This is a genomic window from Serratia sp. CoH_134_PS_4, from assembly GCF_058190535.1.
On record NZ_JBXWKI010000004.1, the window covers coordinates 43,401 to 65,299 of the forward strand.

Sequence of the window (21,899 nt, forward strand, 5' to 3'; positions counted from 1 at the left end):
TCGCTCACGGCCACCATGACGGGCTGTTCGCTAAATTAGATAGTGCCGCAAACTTTATCTGTCAGTTCCGCTGGGAACTGCATAGCCTGCATGATGTGCTCCACCATGCTGCGTTTGCGACCGGTATTGGTATTGGTGATCACCCAATAAGGCGTGCCCGGAACGTGCTTCGGCTTGGTGTGCGTTCCATTCGCCAACAGGGTTTGCTGATCGCCTGCAAAATAGGTGCGGGTACGGCCGTGCAACGCTTCAGTTGCGGTGGCAAAACCGGCCGCATCGAGGGTATACAGGGTGGATAGTACCAGCATAAAACGATTCACCGCTTTGCTCTGCTCGGCATACTCATCCGACAACAGCAGTTCGCGCACGGCACGCACGCGATCGCGCGGTCGCGGAGCAGCAACAATTTTGTCCTGCTCGGCGCTCTGTGCGCTGGCAACTGGCGCAGCGCGCAAGGGCTGACCGGCGGTAAATTTCAACATACGGCGCAAAATATCGGACGCGCTCTCACCAATATGTTGCGTGTGGCTGGCAATATAACGGTAAAGCTCTTCGTCGACTTCAATAGTTTTCATCTTTATCCAGTACTGTTTTTTTCTACTTAGAACCTGAAGCCAGATCCTGCATTCAAGCCATGGGATTATAAGGTTAAAAGCGCGGGAGCGAACATAACAATGTGTCCCGACACGGCAAAAGCAGACTATTACCTAGAGTCCGCCCAGCATCCACGTTGCCAAACCCGCACCTTACCATGAAAAATCCGCGTTATACCCCATGGATTTCAAGCGGCAGCACGGCAACGGGTATGTTCATCCGGTGTTTTAATCATGATAACCTAATCTGAATCTCTCTCAGTATGAACTTCACCATGAAATTACATTATCAATTGCTGGCAACCGAGTCCGCAGCGTTGCCGGTCATGCTGATCCACGGGCTATTCGGCAATCTGGACAATCTGGGCGTCCTGGCGCGCGACCTGAACCAACAGCACAGCGTGATTAAAGTCGATTTGCGTAACCACGGCCTGTCGCCACGCTCAGCGGTAATGACCTACCCGGAAATGGCCCAGGATCTGCTGGCGTTGCTGGATGATTTGCATCTGGAGAAGGTCATTGTTATCGGCCATTCAATGGGCGGTAAAGCGGCGATGGCACTGACGGCCATCGCGCCAGAGCGAGTGGAGAAACTGATCATTATTGACGTTGCACCGGTGGACTATCACGTTCGCCGCCACGACGAAATTTTTGCCGCGTTACAAGCCGTCAGCGCAGCCGGCATCACGCAGCGCCAACAGGCTGCGGAGTTGATGCGCAGCTATCTGGATGAAGAAGGTGTGATCCAGTTCTTGTTGAAGTCATTCCATCAGGGCCAATGGCGTTTCAACCTGCCGGCGCTGATCGATCAATATGAAAATATCACCGGCTGGCAGGAAGTCCCCGCCTGGCCGCACCCGACGCTGTTCATTCGTGGTGGGCTGTCGCCCTATGTACAAGATAGCTACCGCGCCGATATCGCCCGTCAATTCCCACAGGCACGTGCACACGTGGTTGCAGGCACTGGGCACTGGGTTCATGCAGAAAAACCAGAAGCCGTGTTACGTGCCATTCATCGTTTTCTCGGCGAAGCCTGAGCCAATTGCCCCCTTGTCAGAGAAGGAATCCTCCCTAAAACGGCCATCTGGTGAAAAAACGCGCTAAAGATAACGGCTTAGCGCGTTTTCGGCTCAGTTAAACATTGTCGTCGCTCCATCTGCTGGGGTAATATGGCGCGCTATAATTTTGCCGCCGTGCTAAGCGTGTTCAATAGCGCCGGGCTGGGGGTGAATTTGGGTTAGGGTTTATTGGCCCGAAGTGTGTTAACCGAACCATCCAGAAGCGTTTACGCGCTTTTTGATGCAAACTCCCTTGCAGTACCGCTACCTATGGCAAAAGAACAAACGGATCGCACGACGCTGGATCTGTTCGCAGATGAACGCCGTCCGGGGCGCCCGAAAACCAACCCGCTATCCAGAGATGAACAGCTTAGAATCAATAAGCGTAATCAGCTTCGACGCGATAAAGTCCGTGGCTTACGGCGTGTGGAACTGAAGATCAACGCGGATGCGGTGGACGCCCTGAACAAATTGGCGGAACAGCGTAATATCAGTCGCAGCGAGCTTATTGAGCAAATGCTGTTGGCGCAACTGGCAGACGACCAGCCAGAACATTGATCATTGCAGCCGCACGTGCGGCGCGGCGTTAAGGATGACGCCCGATCAACATCGTTTTATTCCACCCGGTATCGCATAAACGTGATAAAACCCCGGGGTAAATTTCTGGCATGATACGCAATTACCGGTAAGGGTTTCCCTTGCTATGGCATCATTTTAATCGGTGTTATCGTGGTCAGCGCTAACATCGTGTAATGCAATTTATTGAATTTAAAGGTTATACGCGATATGGCTAATGTAGGCATTTTCTTTGGCAGCGACACTGGCAATACCGAAAACATTGCCAAGATGATCCAGAAAATTCTTAAGCAACAGTTTGGCGACGATGTTTGCGAAATTCACGACATCGCCAAAAGCAGCAAAGAAGACCTGGAAGGTTTCGATATTCTGTTGCTCGGTATCCCGACATGGTACTACGGCGAAGCCCAGTGTGACTGGGATGACTTCTTCCCAACGCTGGAAGAGATCGACTTCAACGGCAAGCTGGTTGCGCTGTTTGGCTGTGGCGACCAAGAAGACTATGCAGAATATTTCTGTGATGCGATGGGGACTATCCGCGACATCATTGAACCACGTGGCGCCGCCATTGTAGGCCACTGGCCAACCAAAGGTTACCACTTCGAAGCGTCGAAAGGCCTGGCGAGTGACAGCCACTTCATCGGTCTCGCCATTGACGAAGATCGCCAGCCAGAACTGACCAATGAACGTGTCGAAGGTTGGGTAAAACAAATCGTCGAAGAGTTGAGCCTGGCCGAGATCGTCGGGTAACGCCAAAGGTTGAACAAAAGCCCTGCAAAGTGCATAGTGTTGCCGGCAGGGCCGTCATCGGCAGTACGGATTACTGCAATAGAAGATACACATTTGTAACTTCTCACATCGTCAAGGTAGACTGAGATATCGGTTTATCCCATCCATCAAGACGTTGCGTGTGCAACATGCAATAGTGCAATTATATCTTTGTTAACAACCGGCGGTTTCTATTTAGGCCAACCGGTTCTATAATGAGACGCAATTAACACTTTGTGCCGACCGATGCCACAGGCGAGAACGCCTCAACTTGATTAGCATAGTAACAGGACTGAATCCGCATGACTGACAACAACACCGCATTGAAGAAGGCCGGCTTAAAAGTCACGCTTCCGCGACTCAAAATCCTGGAAGTACTGCAAAATCCGGAATGCCATCACGTCAGTGCGGAAGATCTGTACAAAAAACTGATAGATATGGGCGAAGAAATTGGCCTGGCTACGGTTTACCGCGTACTGAACCAATTTGATGATGCAGGCATTGTGACTCGTCACAACTTCGAAGGCGGCAAGTCCGTGTTCGAACTGACCCAGCAACATCATCACGACCACCTGATTTGCCTGGATTGTGGCAAAGTGATCGAATTCAGCGATGAATCTATCGAAGTGCGTCAGCGTGATATCGCCAAACAACACGGCATCAAGCTCACCAACCACAGCCTGTACCTGTACGGCCACTGTGAAACGGGTGACTGCCGCGAAGACGACACTCTGCACGACAAAAAATAATGCCCTTAACCGGCATTGAGAACCGCCTTAACGGCGGTTTTTTTATGCCTGAAGCAAATAGATAAAAAAATCCCCGGACAGGCCCGGGGAAAGATCATAGCTAAATGACAACAATTGCAGCGGCACTTCTCCACGGTACTTCTCACTTCCCACTTACACCCACTTCAACGTCAACTCCCCCGCCGACACGCGGATGAGTAAACTCGTTACAATGCATATTCAAGAAAGAGCAGCCGATCAAAAAACATTGCCTTGGCTTGGTCGAACACACCACGAATACGGAACCCCTTGTTCAAATACATTTTGCAGGCATCACTACTTTGCCAGACGCACAGCGCGATGTTTTTCGCCTGGCGTTGATCCGCCTGTAGCTGAATCAAGGCAAACATTTGGTTAAAATACCCCAGCCCCCGAAATTGGCTCTCAATCGCCAAGCTACAGACAAAATAATCGTCAGCGACACAGTGGCTTTGCACAAAGCTGTCGTAAGCCTCATCAAGAGGTTTCATTTCATCGCGATAAAGGTAGTCCGTGTCTATGGCATACAGTTCACTGACGGTCGCCGCATTGAAAAAACCGATAAACTCTCCGCGCCGATCGTAAGCCACGGTGATCAGATCCAGGTAAGGTTCGATATTTTGCGCCTGCTGCAAAGACACCAGATCCAGCCCAGCACGATTGCCAACGGAACAGTATTCCAGGTAGCTCGTGCTAAAAATCAGCTTTGCCATGCGGGTCTTATCCGCTTCACCCACCTGCCGTCCCGCCATGAAATGCAACGTTCCCCGCGGTTCAGGCGGCACAGCCTCCCCCACCCCCTGGGCAGAACGCCAGTAATGCCCAGCCGCTATCTGCCGCCGGTTGTCGGCAATCAGGTACTCCCCAAAAAGCTGGTTTACCCGATCAAGCCGCTGATCATGAGAAAGCACCGAATAGTAGTGGTAATGATCGATGTCGGACCGAATCTGCGCCGGATAGGCCATGCGAGGTACTTCATCAACGGTAAATATTTCCGCATAGCGTGCCAAATCCAGCGGCTGCTCAAGCTGCCAATCCAGATTTTCCAACCGGCTAACACATTGCTGGTAGCTCTGCTCTTCTTCTTGCGACAACGGTAGCCGCACATTGGTGATCACATCTTCCAGCAGCCGCATACCGCGAATACCGCAGGTTACCGCCTGTGGGGTTGCGTCATACAAAACACCATGCATCTGGCAAAAACGATCGTGGCTGAGGAAAGTACGTTCAATATGACGACTCCACAATTGGTAAAAAGGATCGAACAGCTTCCGTTCATAAATCGGATTTCTTTCCGGTACCTCACTGCTTTCCCCCGCATAAATTTGATCGAGCCCAGCTAACATCCTGCACAGCGCCATATCTCCCTTACGGCTGATGATCATTCCCGTTTCGTCGAGGAACAAATTCAACCAACTGACGTGGCTAACTTCACCTCCGGGCAGGAACTGAAGATAGTCCGGAACCTCAGGCTTGATCAGAAACAGTGTCGCCGCTCGGTGGGGAAGTGTGTCGATATCCATATACACGCCCCCCATCTCAATCAAAATCAAAAAGCGGAAGTAGTCGGACAGTGTGGCGTAATAGCGTTTATCATGGAGCTGATGGATAAACCCCAAACTATTACCGACTCTTCTTTGCGCCAGTTCACTCAACGAATGCACCTGCAGGCGATGGTTACCGGCATCGTACTCACCCAACTGGCCGCCATGCGTTTGGGGTGAGGCAATGAAACAGGCATCCTTTGCCAGCTGCTTTGCATCCCAAACCCATAACATGCCGACCCAGTCACGAGCCTCGCCACGACTCACCGCTTGTTGTGCATCCCCCCACTGAGAGATAACTTCTCGCGCGTCGTCAGGAATGGCTCCGCCCAACCAAATGCGGTGCAGCAATTGTTCCCCTGCGGCAAGTGGCCGCGTGGGCACGCAAAATAGTGAAGAACAGCGTGCGGCATCAAATAAATGCCCCTGCGCAGACAGCCATTCCCGTAGTTGATTCACCCCACGTTGATAACGCGCCTTTGCCGCTGGCGTAGCCTGACGTTGGCACTTCACGAATTCAAACTTCAAATCGCTTAGCCGCGCCTCATATTCAGCCCGAAACAGATCATCCTGCAGGGCGCCAAAATGCCCGTTGTTAAGCGCCATCGGCAGCCATCCTTATTAATGGACCATAACCCTGCGGATTTTTGCTCTGCCAAGACCAGGCATCACATACCATTTTTTCCAGGCTGCGCTTGGCTTGCCAACCCAGCTTTTCCGCAGCCAACGACGGATCGGACCAACACTCGGCGATGTCACCCGCACGTCGGGGATTAAATTGGTAGGCGATCTTGAATCCACAGGCACGTTCGAACGCCTGAATAATTTCCAGTACCGAGTAACCCTTGCCCGTGCCCAGGTTATAGACGTTAAAACCTGGCTGCAGGTTATCCAGCGCTTTCAAATGCCCTTCAGCCAGATCCATAACGTGGATATAATCACGTACCCCAGTTCCATCGCTGGTCGGGTAGTCGTTGCCATACACGGGCAACACCGCGAGTTTGCCAATAGCCACCTGTGCCAGATACGCCAGAAGATTATTGGGAATGCCGGCGGGATCTTCACCAATCAAGCCAGACTCATGCGCCCCGGCGGGATTAAAATAACGCAATGCGGTGATCGCCATCTGTGGCGCAGTGGTGGCAAACTCTGCCAGGATCTGCTCAACAATCAGCTTGGAAGTGCCATAAGGATTTGTGGTCTGCCCAACACGGCAATTTTCCGTCAGCGGAGTATATTCCGCAGGTCCGTAAACGGTGGCCGAAGAGCTGAAAATAAACTGATTAATGCCCGCATGGCGCATTCTGTCCAGTACGATCAATGAGCCAGAAATATTATTTTGATAATATTTCAGTGGCTGCTCGGTTGATTCTCTGACAGATTTCAAACCGGCAAGATGAATAACAGCATGAATATCATGCTGACGGAAGATGTGATCCAATAGGTGATATTGCTGAATATCACCCTGATAGAAAATGGCTTTTTTCCCCGTCAGCCTTTCTACGCGAAACAGAGACTCTGACGAACTGTTGGACAGGTTGTCTAATACAACGACGTTCTCCCCCCTTTCCAACAGCGCCAACACCGTATGCGAGCCGATATAACCGGCGCCGCCCGTCACCAATATAGCCATCATATATCCTTGTTTGTGTTTAAAAATAAACGACTCACTCAGAAACCACCTACACTTCCCGGGTTTTAAAACCGACAGGTAAAGCAATAAAAAGCAGTAATATGGCTAACAGATAAACGGAGGAATGTGGCCCGTACTCGGTCAGGATCCCTTGTAATATTCCGGCCAGGATCACGCCGGTTGAAATACTGTTGGTGAACAACGTGGTGGCCATCCCCGCCCGTTCCGGCATCAAATCCTGGAAGTAGAGCATGCCGATGGTGGCCCCAATACCGATAAATATCGCGTTAAAGACCTGCAAGACCAGCAAGCCAACGGGAGAGGTAAACCACAGCATGCCGGCATAAAACAGCATGCCAGCCACCATCGCAGTCAACATCATCAGGCGTTTGCCCACCCGGTTCACGTAACGCCCTGCCAGGATCATGATCGGGATTTCTATCGCAGCGGCAACGCCCATCATCCAGCCGGTCAAACGCTGCGGCAAACCCAGTTCGGCACTGATATACAGCGGAACATCAATCAGATACATAGCGCTGCAGGTCCACATCAATACCGAGGCAAAAAACAGCAGGCTAACGTCTTTATCAAAGACCGTTTTTTGCTGCGTTGCGACGTGGCTATTGATGGTGACACGCGCCACCTCGGGCAATATCCGCCAAGCCAACAGCGTGACTAACAGAAATATCCCCGCGGCAAAAATAAACATGGCAGTGAAGCCATAATTCACCACCAGCATAAACGCCAATGGGGGGCCAAAGACCCAGGCAAGAGAAAGTTGGGCGCGCATGACCGCGCTGAACATCGCAACGTTTTGCGTTGAGCGCTCGCCATACTCACGCGCAAGAGCAAATAATTGCGGTATCGCCGTATTGGCGATGGCCGTTAACAGCACGCCCACCGTTATTAGCGTTAAATAATTACGATTAAATGCAAATAACAGACAGTTCCCTGCCGCCAATAAATAACAGATTAAAATCAGGTTGCGCCGATCCCGTTGGCGGTCTGATTTTTTCGCCAGTAAAAAACTGACAATAATGCCGACGCCAGCGTTAACCGCATAAAAAAAACCGACCCATAAAGACGTGACCTGCACCTCGGTCGTGAGGAACAGACTCAGGGTCGGTATTTGCAGTGCCCCGGCAATCCCGGAAAAAAAAGCAACGACCATAAAGGTCAGCCGTATCGAATTCATCTCTGATTACCGTCGGTCGCTGCTATTGAGGATCAATAACGGCCCGCCTGCGAACAGGCGGGCCGTGGCTCAAAAATTACACTTTCTCGGCACGGCTGTAGCGCTTCCCGTCCGGGCTTATCGCGCGGATAAGCACCTCACCGCCAACACGCGGCTTGGCGTTGGCATCGTACCGCTGCCATTGCTTGCCACCATCCGTGGAATACTCAATGCCCAGACCCGGCAGAGAAATATTGGCCTCCAGCATGCCCCCCACTACGCGAGCGCCCGGCACCGGCAGCCGATAACTCACGCCACCTTTGTCCAGTTTTGCCAGCTCTCGCTGACCAAGGAGGTTGGCGAAGCGCAGCCAATCACGATCCAGTTTCTTCGTGTCGACAAAGTGGGTTTCACCGCCTTTATACTCCCGGCCCGCCCGGTAATCTTGCTCCCAACTTGCGCGGTGCCATGCGCGCTCTGCCACCGACAGCGAACGAGGGAATATCATGTATTCCATTTCATCGTCGGTGCGCTGGGTTTCACTCCACATCTGGGCTGAAATACCGTAAGCGCCCGGCCAAGGTTTGTCGCTCTTGGCGGTGAAATGATTGCCATCACGGTCAACCGAGGTTTCCGCATTTTGCGGCAAGTTATTCGGCGCAAAGCTGAACATTTTCTGTTCGTCGCTGAAACGGGTACCCCAGTAATAGCCACGCTCGTCCGGATTCACCTCATACGGGAAATCCATGTAAACGTAATCCGGGTTAGACAGGATCACTTCGTAGCCTTTATTGGCCCAATCATTGGCACTATCAAAACCGCCCCAATACAAAGTATCCCAGAAATTCACCCCGACGCGTTCAGTAGCGAATGCCTTGGCATTCTTCGCATCTTTCAGACCATCCTGCCAAGCCTGCATTCTGTCGATGCCATGTGCCTTCACCAGTTGGCTAACTTCGACGCCAAAGTAGCTTGGCAGGTGTTCCATATCCGCGACTTTACCGTCTTTGATCATCATTTGGCACACCTGGGACTTCGCCCAAGGTTTGTCTTCTTTACGCTGATCAATGATGCCTTTACCCGCCTCCGGCTTGGCAACATCGGTATACCCAGCACCTAAACGAATGTTTTTCGCCTCGTCACCGCCAAAGTGCCAAGTGCTCAGCGGCTGCCCCGCCTCTTTGTGCATTTGGGCAATCTCGCCAATCACCTTATCGACAAAGCGCTTGGACGAGTCCAGGCAAGGGTTGAGGTAGCTTTGACGGTTGAAGTACTGCACCGAGGTGGTATTGGAGGTATCGGTCGGATCCACCAGGCGGAATTCGTTGGCCTCTTGCTCTTTACCTGCGGCATGCAGTTTTTTATAACGTGCTTCCATTGAGACCACGGCTGCACGAGCATGCGCCGGCATATCGATCTCTGGGATCACTTCAATCTTGCGCGCCTGAGCGTACTTGATAATGTCGATATAATCCTGACGGGAGAAGAACCCACCGTAGACGTCAGGCCCTTGGCCGTATTGTGGTAACAAGCAGGTGGTTTCACTCAAGTCATGGCAGCGCTGCCCCCCGACTTCCGTCAATTCCGGCAACCCTGGGATGGCAATACGCCAACCTTCGTCATCACTCAGGTGGAAATGGAATTTATTGAGTTTGTAAGCCGCCATCTGGTCAAGCAGACGCAAAACGGCCTCTTTTTGATGGAAGTTACGTGCGACGTCCAGGAAGATACCGCGATACTGGAAGCGTGGAGCATCTTTAACCTCCAGCGTGGCAATTTTGGCGCTGCCGTCGGCAGGAATCAGCGACAGTATAGATTGCAGACCATAGAAAACCCCGGCCTGATCGAAACCGATAACCTGTGCTCCCTTGTTGCCAATGCTCAACGCATAGGCACCCGACACCGCCAACTCACCGTTGAATTTGCCAGGCTGGATATCGGTCTTGATCGGATAGCCACTCGCGTTATCGGTTATTCCCAATAAAGCAAAACGTTGGGTTGCCGCGTCTGCGGCCGGTTTGGACAATGCGCTTAATTCCAGCGCTACGCCGTTACTCAGATCGGCATCCTGTGAATGTACTTTCACATGCAGCGGCGTGGGCACGATCTGACCGCGTAGTGACGCTGCCGGCAAGGTTTTCAGCTCGGCATTTTTTGTGAAACGGGAGGCTGGCGTCATCAAGATGTTATTGTCATCTTTGGTGCGCTTCCACTGGTCGCCGGTAAAGGGCGCCACAAACTGACTCAGATCTTCGGTGTCGGTATTGATCAGGATTTTTGGCTTGGCATCGCCTGAAGTGGCATACCAGCGCGGCACAAAGTCTGTTTTAAACAACTGCCAGTATTCTGCAATAATCGGGATATCAACCGTTTTACCCGCAGGGAAGCCGGTAAATTTATCGGTGGGCTCCAGCTTATACAGATCGCCCGTCAGGTGAGATATTTTGAATTGATCGTTGTCCACCCGCATTGTCTGGCGGGCACTGTGGAAGTAAATCGCCCAGTCGTGGCCTGTAATTTCCTGATTATCGTTGGTCAGACTGATTAGGACCTTATTGCATGCTGCCCAATCGGCGCCCAGTTTGCCGCAATCCAGGCCACTGTCTGCGGCGCGGTTATCGACCATTTTCAAATTCAGTTTCAACTGGCTAAGTTGATCCACCAATTGCTGATTGGCCATCGCGTTCCCCACGCTGCCAAATAACCCTACGGTTGCCGTCAATGCAGCAACCGCACTCAATTTGAATTTGTTCATCTTTAGCATCATCCTTAATTATTGTTATCGTGGATCTCTTTCCAAATTTTCCCGCACTGTGCGTCATAAGCCTGGCCGTTGCCGCTATGAACCGCCTGAATGCAGTTCTGATAATCCATCACCCGCACCGTTTCCTGCTCGGCAAACTGCTGATGCTGCTTCTCTTGTTTCAATACGTTCAGCACTGCCTTACAGGGCTGTAGCCTTTCTGGCGACCCTTCGGCAGTGTTAATACAGGCACTGTAGGCCTGTTTCAATTTGGCGTCTTCCGGCGGTGCAGCTGGCTGTACACACGCACTCAGCGCGACAGTTGCGGCCAACATCAACATGATTTTTTTCATCGTGTTATTCCCGTTAAGTGTCCCCGGCGCTGCCGCCGGGAATATACCCGTCATCTTTCAAGCCGCAGCGTTGTTATCGGCACTCGCTTACCCGTTACCCTAGGGGACGAATATATTCGTCCCGATGAATACGGGCGCTGCATGCAGCGCCCCTACCTTGCCAGGGGATGAGCCAGCTGGCCGCCTAGCCGTAACTTGAAGGCCATAGGCTATGTTTTAGAAAATGGTGAATGGTGCGATAACCATGAACTTGACGTCTTTCTCGTCCTGGAAGATGTTGCCGTAGCCGCCACCCCAGCTTGGGATGTTGGTGTGGTTGTCATATTGGGTGTAGTGCAGTTTCAGCAGGGTGCCTTTGGCACGACCGTCCTGAATGGTGTACATCGCGTCCAGGCTCCAGGCGCTTTCTTTCAAACGCTGGCTCTGATCGTACATTGGGTTGGTACTCGGCTTCGCATCCCAGGCATAAACATAAGAACCGCCAACCGCCATCCCCGGCAGGTTCCAGTTGCTCAGGTCATACATCACGCCGGCGTAAACCGCTTTTTCGCCGTTGGCGTTGAAGTCAGAACGGTTATCCCACCACACGTCGAGACGCCCGTTGGACGAAGCGTAAGTTGGAGTCATACGCTGCAGGAAGTAACCCTGATTGCCTTCGGCCTTGACCATGGTGCCTTCCAGGCGCCAATTAAACTGCCCTGTGGTGTAGCCAAAAGTCAGCGCCTGCAACCAGGCTAACCCGTCATAGATGCTGTTAGGATCATTCTTGTCGCTAATGCGGTCTTCCGTACCGTAGAACTGATAGCTGGTCGTCAACGGGTTGCCTACCAGATCGAATTTATAAGAGGCTTTGGTGAAGTACTGGTTTACATAGCCCTGGGCCTGACCGAATGCCGCTTCCAGTACAAAGTCGTTTTTAAAGTCATACTTCGCACCAAGCGAATGAAGGTAGGAGACGCCCGTTTTTTTATCGTTCTGGCGGAAGTCGTCCATTTCGATATGCCATGGCGCTTTGTATTTATTGGTCCACATGTAGGAGAAACTCAATGCCCCTGCATCACCGTAGTCAAATTTGGCGCCGGCCTCAGCCCCTTGATAGGTGCCCGGCATAAAGCTCCAGTGTGGCGCCAGCAAAGTTTGGCCGGTTGGCTGGATATAACCGGCACGAGCCCAGACGGGGCCATACTTGAATTTACCTGCAGCTTTATACAGGCTGACACCGCCTTTATCGCCGCTGTAATCTTCATCATAGGTACGGTTTTTGGAAGAGAACGCAATTTCGTTCGGGTGGCCGCTGGCACTGGACTCAGCGAGCTCAATGGCGGTAAAGGCCCCTACGTCCAGACCAAACATGTCCCAGGCATAGCCCGAAGCGAAATCCAGGCTCAGGTTGGCCGTCGAATGTGACAGGTTAGTGGTGTATTTATTGTAATCGTCACTGGTCGGATTGAGATCTTTACGGTCGCGTTCACGTTGCCAGTAATACACACCGCCGGTCATCGTGGAATCATCGACAAACCCTGCGGCTTTCGCCTCAGGGGCCATGGCAAACCCTGTTCCCAACAGCGCACCCGCTACTGCGAGCGCCAGCGTTTTACGCTGAGCACCGTGCGTACCCATAATGAAATTCCTCTTTGACTTAACTTTAAAAGTTGCAGCCGCCCGTGTTCACCACTGCCCTGCACGACTGCTAATAAAAAACCCAACCGGGTAAAAAATAATGCTGGCAGAGCTCAAACCCCACAGCACTTATTGCTACAGCTAGACTATTTTTCGCGACGCGAATTATCAAATGAATTATGAGAGAGATTTGTCAAAGTATGACAAAGAGCACATATCGATGAGATTTTGTTACGTAGCTATGCAAAGAGGCTGTCGAATAAAAAATTCAATTAAATCAGAATAAAAAAGGATATCAGGTCAACCAGAGACGATTAATGGTTTCAGCTTAATCAAAAAAGTCAGTCAGGAGAAAAAATGTGAGAGCGCTCTCTAAATGACATTAATTCGCATCGCGAATATATAAGACAATGTTATATTACTAATGATTTTTATCAAGAAATTACTGATATGCCGGGCAGATAAATAAGATTGAGAAAATAAAATGCCCTGCTGGGGCTAAGCGGCAGCGACAGGCATAAAAAAAGCGCAACTCAAGTTGCGCTTTTCGCGTTAATACCGCTTCAGAACTCAGGCGTCAATTTTAGCCCAGGTATCACGCAGGCCAACAGTGCGGTTGAACACCAGGTGCTCGGCCGAAGAGTCGCGGTTGTCAGCACAGAAATAACCTTCACGCTCGAACTGATAGGCTTTTTCAGGCTGTGCTGCTGCCAGGCTTGGCTCTACGAAGCCACGCTTGATAACCAACGACTCAGGGTTGATCGTGGTCAGGAAGTCCTCTGCTGCAGCTGGATTCGGCACATTGAACAAACGATCATACAGGCGGATTTCAGCTGGCAATGCGTGCTCAACGGAAACCCAGTGGATCACACCTTTCACCTTGCGGCCATCGGCAGGATCCTTGCTCAACGTATCGGGGTCATAGCTGCAGAAGATGGTGGTAATCTCACCCTCAGCGTCTTTCTCAACGCGTTCCGCCTTGATCACGTATGCATTACGCAGACGCACTTCTTTACCCAGTACCAGACGCTTGTACTGTTTGTTGGCTTCTTCACGGAAGTCAGCGCGATCAATATAAATCTCACGGCTGAACGGCACTTCACGGCTGCCCATTTCCGGCTTATTCGGGTGGTTAGGCATCGTCACCATTTCCACACCGGTCGTCAAATTCTCGATAACGACCTTCACCGGATCCAGCACGGCCATCGCACGCGGCGCGTTCTCGTTCAGATCTTCACGAATACAGGCCTCAAGCGCCATCATTTCGACGTTGTTATCCTGCTTGGTCACGCCGATACGCTGGCAGAACTCGCGAATTGATGCGGCAGTATAGCCACGGCGACGCAGGCCAGAAACGGTCGGCATACGCGGGTCATCCCAGCCTTCAACGATATTCTCGGTCACCAACTGATTCAGCTTGCGCTTCGACATGATGGCGTACTCAAGATTCAGACGCGAGAACTCGTATTGACGCGGATGACAAGGGATGGTGATGTTATCCAGCACCCAGTCATACAGACGGCGGTTGTCCTGGAACTCCAGCGTACACAGTGAATGGGTGATCCCTTCCAGCGCATCGGAAATGCAGTGGGTGAAATCGTACATCGGATAGATGCACCATTTGTTGCCAGTCTGGTGATGCTCAGCAAATTTGATACGGTACAGCACGGGATCGCGCATCACGATAAACGAGGATGCCATATCAATTTTAGCGCGCAGGCAAGCGGCACCTTCGGCGAACTCGCCGTTGCGCATTTTCTCAAACAGCGCCAGGTTCTCTTCTATGCTGCGGTCACGGTATGGGCTGTCTTTACCCGGCGCGGTCAGGCTACCGCGATATTCACGGATCTGTTCAGGCGACAGTTCATCGACATAAGCCAAGCCTTTACCGATCAGTTCCACCGCATAATGGTGCAGTTGATCGAAGTAATCTGAGGAATAACGGACGTTACCGCTCCACTCAAAGCCCAACCACTCTACATCGTGTTTGATCGACTCAACGAACTCGATGTCTTCTTTTACCGGGTTAGTATCATCGAAACGCAGGTTGCACTGGCCTTGATAATCTTGGGCGATGCCAAAGTTCAGGCAGATGGATTTAGCATGGCCAATATGCAGATAGCCATTTGGCTCTGGTGGGAAACGGGTATGAACAGACGCGTGTTTCCCTGACGCCAGATCTTCATCAATGATCTGACGGATAAAATTGGTTGGGCGGGCTTCAGCCTCACTCATTTCACTATTCCTCAATGCAAAGCGCTACACATAACCGCCTATGTTCCAACAAGCCACGCCCGGAAACAACCGTTTGTTTCACGAAAAATGCGGAGCATTGCACCACAATGGATCGCTGCCCCCCTTTCTGTGGCCTCTTCTTTCTTCGCCACCCATAAAAAAGCGGGAAGAGATTGCTCTCTTCCCGCCAAAGGTAGGGTGCCTTCCGTCATGACTCGTTAAACACCCCGGGCACTACTCAGGTAAAACAGTTTATTTTTGGATCTCAAACAGCTTGGTCTGGCCAGCCACGACAGAGCCGGTTGCCAGCGCCGTCAGACCTGCGTAATCGTCAGAGTTACTGACCACGACAGGACTGATCATCGAACGGGCATTGGCGTTCAGGAATTCCAGATCCAATTCAAGGATTGGCTGACCGGCTTTCACCTCAGCACCCTCTTCAACCAGACGTTTGAAGCCTTGACCGTTCAATGCAACGGTGTCGATACCCATGTGCACCACAATCTCCGCACCTTTGTCTGTTTCCAGACAGAATGCATGATTGGTGTTGAAGATTTTCACGATGGTGCCGTCAGCCGGTGCCACTACGGTTTTGTCGGTCGGGCGAATCGCTACGCCGTCGCCTACGGCTTTGCTGGCAAAGGCTTCATCAGGAACCTGATCCAACGCCACCACATCACCTGTTACCGGCGCCACCAGCGACTCAAAGGCCACTTTAGGTGCATTAGGCACAGCCTGTGATTTTGCGACATTCACACCGGCAGCCGGTGCGACTTCTGCCGCAGGAACCGGGCCGGTAGCGATGACTGCACGCATACCATCAGCAATGGCTTCGGCTTTAGAGCCCACGATAACCTGAACGGTTTGCTTGTTCAGTTTCACGACGCCTGAAGCCCCTAGGCGCTTACAGCTTGCATCGAGTACTTTTGAAGAATCTTTAACGGTCAGACGTAAACGGGTGATACAGGCATCAATGCCGGTCAGGTTGTCAGACCCCCCGATGGCACCAATGTAGCTGCGAGACAGTGCGCGCAGGCCTTCATCCGTGTTGCTGTTGGCTTCAGGAGCGACGACATCGTCAGACGCATCTTCACGCCCAGGGGTTTTCAAGTTGAACGCACGGATAATGATAGAGAACAGGACGAAGTACACCGCGAAGGCAACCAGACCCATCACAATCAGCATCCAGACGTTCTTACTGGCCGCTGGCAGGTTGTACATCAACACGTAGTCGATCGCGCCGGCAGAGAAGGAGAACCCGGCATGGATGCCCAGCAAGGTAGCAACAAACAGGCTGATACCGGTCAAAATAGCGTGGACTAAATACAGCAGGGGAGCCAGGAACATGAACAGGAATTCAAGTGGCTCGGTCACACCGGTCAGGAATGCGGTCAGTGCAACGGACAGCAGCATACCGCCGACCATTGGGCGACGCTCTTTGGGTGCCGCGAAATACATGGCCAATGCCGCACCCGGCAGACCAAACATCATGATTGGGAAGAAGCCGGACATGAACATCCCGGCGGTGCCGTCACCCGCGTAGAAGCGGTTGATGTCGCCGTGGAAGATAGTGCCTGCGGCATTGGTGAATTCACCAATCTGGAACCAGGCGATGGTGTTCAATACCTGATGCAAACCGGTTGGGATCAGCAGACGGTTAACGAAACCGAAGATACCGGAACCGATCGCGCCCATGGAAACAATCCATTCACCGCCTGCGTGGATAGCATTCTGAACCGGTGGCCAAATATAACCAAAGATGGCTGCAAGGATTAAACAGAAAAAGCCGGTAGCGATTGGGACGAAACGCTTACCGCCGAAGAAGGAAAGGAACTCTGGCAGTTTGATGCCGGACCAGCGGTTATAGACAGCACCACCCACCAGGCCGGTAATGATACCTGCCAACACACCCATGTTGATTGCTGGGTTAATGGTGACCATCGCCTTGGTCAGGATGAAGTAACCCACCGCGCCCGCCAGTGCAGCTGAGCCGGCATTGTCTTTCGACCAGGTTGCCGCCACACCGATAGCAAAGATCAACGCCAGGTTATCGAAGATTGATCCACCGGCCTGTGCGATGAACGAAATATTGAGTAAATCAGGCTGGCCGAAGCGTAGCAAAAGCGCCGCAACGGGCAGTACTGCGATTGGCAGTTGCAACGACCTGCCCAATCTTTGGAAAAAGCCGAGTATGTTCACCTTAATATTCCCCCTAATGCCCTTTTATGGGCTTTATCATATTTTACGCAAGCGCCATCACACACTGCGATTAACTCTGGACGAGCGACAACAAGTGGAGTGTAAAAAAATTATTTCGTATCGCAAATTAAAACCTCCTTTTTTGTGATTTATATCACCAAAAAGCAGTCTTTACCTGCCACATTGCTAGCCATCACACAAAACTTATTTTATCATTAAAAAAATCATCAAGCCTGACGCTTCACGCGAGAATCATAAAGCTGGGTTACGCTTAGGACTCTTGCACAGGCTCGAACCAGTATAGCTTTAGTTTACTTACCCCAAGAGGTGTTAGATGAGACTTATCCCACTGAAAGATACTGCACAAGTCGGCAAATGGGCCGCCCGCCATATCGTCCAGCGCATCAACGCATTCAAGCCTACTGCGGAGCGTCCGTTTGTGCTCGGCCTGCCAACCGGCGGTACTCCGCTGGAAGCGTACAAACATCTGATTGCGATGCACAAAGCAGGTGAAGTAAGCTTTAAGCATGTGGTGACTTTCAACATGGATGAATACGTTGGCCTGCCGCAGGAACACCCGGAGAGCTATCATACCTTCATGTACCGTAATTTCTTTGATCACGTTGATATCCCAAGTGAAAATATCAACTTGCTGAATGGTAATGCACCGGATGTTGACGCCGAGTGCCGCCAGTACGAAGCAAAAATCAAATCCTACGGCAAAATCAATCTGTTCATGGGCGGCGTCGGCATTGACGGTCATATCGCGTTTAACGAGCCGGCTTCATCCCTGGCATCACGTACTCGCATCAAAACGCTGACTGAAGATACCCGTATCGCCAACTCCCGCTTCTTCGGCGGCGATGTCAGCCTGGTGCCGAAGTTTGCACTGACCGTGGGTGTCGGTACGCTGCTCGACGCAGAAGAAGTGATGATTCTGGTGACCGGCCATGCCAAGGCACAAGCTCTGGAAGCCGCTGTGGAAGGCAATATCAACCATATGTGGACCATCAGCTGCCTGCAATTGCATGCCAAAGCGGTTGTGGTGTGCGATGAGCCATCCACCATGGAACTGAAAGTCAAAACCGTTAAATATTTCCGCGAATTAGAAGCGGAAAGCGTTAAGAGTCTTTAATTCTTGCAGGGGGCTACGATGTTCGCTTTAACCCACGGCCGTATTTTCACCGGCCACGACGTACTTGACGACCACGCAGTTATTATCGCTGATGGGCTGATTGAACGAGTCTGCCCGCTGGCTGAGCTGCCGGCCGGCATCGAAACGCGCGATCTGGGTGGCGCTATCCTGGCCCCCGGTTTGATTGACGTGCAGCTTAACGGCTGCGGCGGCGTGCAATTTAACGACTCGCTGGACGCCATTTCGGAAGAGACGCTGGAAATCATGCAGCGTGCCAACGAAAAATCCGGCTGCACCAGCTATCTGCCAACGCTGATCACCAGCAGCGACGAATTTATGAAGCACAGCATCGATGTGATGCGCGCTTATCTGAAAAAACACCCGAATCAGGCACTTGGCCTGCATCTGGAAGGGCCGTACCTTAGCCCGCTGAAAAAAGGCACCCACAACCCCGCGTTCATCCGCAAGCCGACCAGCGAGATGATCGACTATCTGTGTGCTAATGCCGATGTGATCACCAAGGTCACGCTGGCGCCGGAAATGGTAGAACCGCACTTTATCAAGCAGCTGACCGCCGCCGGCATTGTCGTGTCCGCCGGTCACTCGAATGCGACGTACGAACAGGCCCGCACCGGATTTGCTGCCGGTATCACTTTCGCCACTCACCTGTATAACGCCATGCCGTATATTACCGGGCGTGAACCGGGGCTGATGGGGGCGATCTTCGACACGCCAGAAGTCTATACCGGCATTATCGCCGACGGTCATCATGTCGCTTGGGCGAGTATCCGTAACGCCAAACGCATGAAAGGTGATAAATTGGTGTTGGTCACCGACGCCACCGCCCCGGCGGGGGCCGATATTGACCAATTTATTTTCGCCGGTAAAACAATATACTATCGCGATGGGCTGTGCGTGGACGAAAACGGCACCCTGAGCGGCTCCGCGCTGACCATGATCGACGCCTTGAAGAACAGCGTTGAACACGTCGGTATCGCGTTGGACGAAGCGCTGCGTATGGCAACGCTGTATCCAGCGCGTGCCATCGGCGTGGATCACCGTTTAGGCACGATCGAAGCCGGTAAGGTGGCGAACCTGACCGCATTTACCCGTGATTTTAAGATCACCAAAACGCTCGTTAACGGTAACGAGGTTTAACTAACATATGTACCCAAAATAATTCGAGTCGCAGGTAGGCGGCAACTGAACGAACCTCAATGAGCATACGCGGGTATGTGATTTGAGTGAGTAAAGGCAGCCCCCCTGTAACTTGAAGTATGAAGGGTAGACAGAGAGTAAAATTATTGATGAGTACTGGCGGACAAGCACAGATAGGGAATGTTGACTTAGTCAAGCAACTCAACGGCGCGGCGGTTTACCGTCTGATCGACCAACAAGGTCCGATCTCGCGCATTCAAATAGCCGAACTGAGCCAGCTAGCGCCCGCCAGCGTCACTAAAATTACTCGCCAGTTGTTGGAGCGCGGGCTGATCAAAGAAGTCGATCAGCAAGCCTCTACCGGCGGCCGCCGCGCCATTTCCATTGTCTCCGAAACCCGGCATTTCCATACCGTGGCTGTACGCCTGGGTCGTCACGATGCCACCATCACGCTGTACGACATGAGCGGTAAATCGCTCGGTGAAGAACACTATCCACTGCCGGAGCGTACCCAGGAGACACTGGAAAATGCGCTGTTCACTGCCATTTCACAGTTTATCGAAAGCTATCAACGCAAGCTGCGCGAGTTAATCGCCATTGCCGTCATCCTGCCTGGCCTGGTTGACCCTGCGCTAGGCGTGGTGCGCTATATGCCGCACATCAGCGTCAATAACTGGGCGCTGGTCGACAACCTACAACAACGTTTTAATGTCACCAGCTTTGTCGGCCATGACATTCGTAGTCTGGCATTAGCTGAGCATTACTTTGGTGCCACCCGCGACTGCGAAGACTCTATTTTGGTGCGTCTGCACCGGGGTACCGGTGCTGGCATTATCGTTAATGGCCAGATCTTCCTGGGCAACAACGGCAACGTCGGTGAAATTGGTCACATTCAAATCGATCCGCTGGGCGAGCGCTGCCACTGTGGTAACTTCGGTTGCCTGGAAACCGTTGCCGCCAACGCCGCGATTGAACACCGCGTTCGTCAATTGCTGACTCAGGGCTATCCAAGCAAACTGACGCTCGACGACTGTAGCATCGCCGCCATTTGCAAAGCCGCTAACCGCGGCGATCTGCTGGCCAGCGAAGTGATTGAGCACGTGGGTCGTTATCTCGGGAAAGCCGTGGCTATTGCCATCAATCTGTTTAATCCGCAGAAAGTGGTGATCGCCGGTGAAATCACCGAAGCGGAAAAAGTGCTGTTGCCGGCAATCCAAAGCTGCATCAATACTCAGGTGCTGAAGGACTTCCGCAAGAACCTGCCGGTAGTCACCTCCGAACTTAATCATCGCTCGGCAATCGGCGCTTTCGCCCTGGCCAAACGGGCGATGCTCAACGGCGTGCTATTGCAGCGATTGCTGGAAAGCTGATCCGCCGCCTCAGGCAGGTGTGCTATCTTCGCGTTTTGCCTGCCGCAAATCATGAGAAACAGCAACAATGACAATCAAAAACGTTATATGTGATATCGACGGCGTGCTGCTACATGACAACACGCCGGTTCCCGGTGCCGATCTTTTCCTGGCGCGTATTCAGGAACAGGGCATGCCGCTGGTCGTTCTGACTAACTATCCGTCACAAACCGCGCAGGATCTGGCGAACCGCTTCTCCGCCGCCGGGCTTGAAGTGCCGGAAAGCGCGTTTTATACCTCAGCCATGGCCACCGCCGATTTTCTGCGCCGCCAAGAAGGCAAAAAGGCCTACGTGGTCGGTGAAGGTGCCCTGATCCACGAACTGTATAAAGCTGGCTTCACCATTACCGATATCAATCCGGACTTTGTGATCGTCGGTGAAACTCGCTCTTATAACTGGGACATGATGCACAAAGCCGCCTACTTCGTGAACAATGGCGCCCGCTTCATTGCCACCAACCCGGACAGCCATGGCCATGGTTTTACACCGGCTTGCGGCGCACTCTGTGCCCCAATTGAAAAGATCACCGGGCGCAAACCCTTTTACGTGGGTAAGCCAAGCCCGTGGATTATCCGCGCCGCGCTGAATAAAATGCAGGGGCATTCGGAAGAAACGGTGATTGTTGGCGACAACCTACGCACCGATATCCTGGCGGGCTTCCAGGCCGGTCTGGAAACCGTCTTGGTCCTGTCTGGCGTTTCGACGCTGAACGATGTCGAAACCATGCCATTCCGCCCGAGCTACATCTTCCCTTCCGTTGCGGATATCAATATTTTCTAATGCCTAAGGTGGCCATTGCGGCCACCTTTATCTCCCCGTCAATTTGAATTAAATTTATTATTGGCAGGAAAAGGTTTCACCCCGCCCTCGTTAAAAACCCGCATTATATATTTACGCCCCGCCAATAAACCCTATTGACGGCAAGTGGAAATA

The 21,899-nt window shown here is 52.1% G+C and carries 17 protein-coding genes; 8 read left to right on the forward strand and 9 right to left on the reverse strand.

What is annotated here, in order from left to right:
* Positions 1–35 precede the first annotated feature (35 nt).
* A complete protein-coding gene (seqA, locus tag AC2FCQ_RS08535) occupies positions 36–575 on the reverse strand; it encodes a replication initiation negative regulator SeqA (protein WP_265554397.1) in 540 nt (179 codons plus the stop codon).
* A 281-nt stretch (positions 576–856) separates the two neighbouring features.
* Here seqA and ybfF point away from each other — a divergent pair, with 281 nt between their 5' ends.
* From ybfF to fur, 4 genes are all read left to right on the forward strand, one after another.
* Complete coding sequence (ybfF, locus tag AC2FCQ_RS08540; RefSeq protein WP_404760158.1) at positions 857–1,630, forward strand: esterase; 774 nt, start codon at positions 857–859, stop codon at positions 1,628–1,630.
* Positions 1,631–1,921: 291 nt separating this feature from the next.
* Complete coding sequence (gene ybfE, locus AC2FCQ_RS08545; protein WP_012005675.1) at positions 1,922–2,209, forward strand: LexA regulated protein; 288 nt, start codon at positions 1,922–1,924, stop codon at positions 2,207–2,209.
* 228 nt (positions 2,210–2,437) lie between these two features.
* Positions 2,438–2,977, forward strand: coding sequence for a flavodoxin FldA (gene fldA, locus AC2FCQ_RS08550; RefSeq protein WP_209636316.1), 540 nt, complete (start codon positions 2,438–2,440; stop codon positions 2,975–2,977).
* A 320-nt stretch (positions 2,978–3,297) separates the two neighbouring features.
* The gene (gene fur, locus AC2FCQ_RS08555) at positions 3,298–3,744 is read left to right on the forward strand and encodes a ferric iron uptake transcriptional regulator (RefSeq protein ID WP_020825646.1); all 447 of its coding nucleotides are present in this window, start codon (positions 3,298–3,300) and stop codon (positions 3,742–3,744) included.
* 206 nt (positions 3,745–3,950) lie between these two features.
* Here fur and AC2FCQ_RS08560 read toward each other — a convergent pair whose 3' ends face one another.
* The 8 genes from AC2FCQ_RS08560 to nagE form a co-directional block, all read right to left on the reverse strand.
* The gene (locus AC2FCQ_RS08560) at positions 3,951–5,912 is read right to left on the reverse strand and encodes a glycosyltransferase (protein ID WP_490308048.1); all 1,962 of its coding nucleotides are present in this window, start codon (positions 5,910–5,912) and stop codon (positions 3,951–3,953) included.
* Complete coding sequence (galE, locus tag AC2FCQ_RS08565; RefSeq protein ID WP_490308049.1) at positions 5,902–6,939, reverse strand: UDP-glucose 4-epimerase GalE; 1,038 nt, start codon at positions 6,937–6,939, stop codon at positions 5,902–5,904. Before galE ends, AC2FCQ_RS08560 begins: the two co-directional genes overlap by 11 nt.
* A 49-nt stretch (positions 6,940–6,988) precedes the next feature.
* A complete protein-coding gene (locus tag AC2FCQ_RS08570) occupies positions 6,989–8,134 on the reverse strand; it encodes an MFS transporter (RefSeq protein WP_490308050.1) in 1,146 nt (381 codons plus the stop codon).
* 76 nt (positions 8,135–8,210) lie between these two features.
* Positions 8,211–10,868 carry a beta-N-acetylhexosaminidase gene (locus AC2FCQ_RS08575; protein ID WP_209636325.1) on the reverse strand — a complete coding sequence of 886 codons (2,658 nt, stop codon included), beginning with the start codon at positions 10,866–10,868 and terminating at the stop codon, positions 8,211–8,213.
* A gap of 14 nt (positions 10,869–10,882) precedes the next feature.
* Positions 10,883–11,209, reverse strand: a complete 327-nt coding sequence (gene chiQ, locus AC2FCQ_RS08580; protein ID WP_209636327.1) for a ChiQ/YbfN family lipoprotein — start codon at positions 11,207–11,209, stop codon at positions 10,883–10,885.
* A gap of 216 nt (positions 11,210–11,425) precedes the next feature.
* Positions 11,426–12,829 (reverse strand): chitoporin ChiP, encoded by a 1,404-nt coding sequence (gene chiP, locus AC2FCQ_RS08585; protein ID WP_490308051.1) that lies wholly within the window; start codon positions 12,827–12,829, stop codon positions 11,426–11,428.
* A gap of 570 nt (positions 12,830–13,399) precedes the next feature.
* Positions 13,400–15,064: a glutamine--tRNA ligase gene (gene glnS / locus AC2FCQ_RS08590; RefSeq protein WP_209636330.1), complete on the reverse strand. Its 1,665-nt coding sequence runs from the start codon at positions 15,062–15,064 to the stop codon at positions 13,400–13,402.
* Positions 15,065–15,316: 252 nt separating this feature from the next.
* Positions 15,317–17,263: a PTS N-acetyl glucosamine transporter subunit IIABC gene (gene nagE / locus AC2FCQ_RS08595; RefSeq protein WP_209636332.1), complete on the reverse strand. Its 1,947-nt coding sequence runs from the start codon at positions 17,261–17,263 to the stop codon at positions 15,317–15,319.
* Positions 17,264–17,597: 334 nt separating this feature from the next.
* On the opposite strand from nagE, the gene nagB reads away from it, so the two are divergent.
* The 4 genes from nagB to AC2FCQ_RS08615 all read left to right on the forward strand — a co-directional run bounded on the left by nagB (position 17,598) and on the right by AC2FCQ_RS08615 (position 21,746).
* On the forward strand, positions 17,598–18,398 hold the full coding sequence (nagB, locus tag AC2FCQ_RS08600; RefSeq protein WP_012005664.1) for a glucosamine-6-phosphate deaminase: 801 nt from the start codon (positions 17,598–17,600) through the stop codon (positions 18,396–18,398).
* Between the two features lie 18 nt (positions 18,399–18,416).
* Complete coding sequence (gene nagA / locus AC2FCQ_RS08605; RefSeq protein ID WP_209636335.1) at positions 18,417–19,556, forward strand: N-acetylglucosamine-6-phosphate deacetylase; 1,140 nt, start codon at positions 18,417–18,419, stop codon at positions 19,554–19,556.
* 149 nt (positions 19,557–19,705) lie between these two features.
* Positions 19,706–20,926, forward strand: coding sequence for a DNA-binding transcriptional regulator NagC (gene nagC, locus AC2FCQ_RS08610; protein WP_209636337.1), 1,221 nt, complete (start codon positions 19,706–19,708; stop codon positions 20,924–20,926).
* A gap of 67 nt (positions 20,927–20,993) precedes the next feature.
* Positions 20,994–21,746, forward strand: coding sequence for an HAD-IIA family hydrolase (locus AC2FCQ_RS08615; protein ID WP_209636339.1), 753 nt, complete (start codon positions 20,994–20,996; stop codon positions 21,744–21,746).
* The last annotated feature ends 153 nt before the right edge of the window (positions 21,747–21,899 follow it).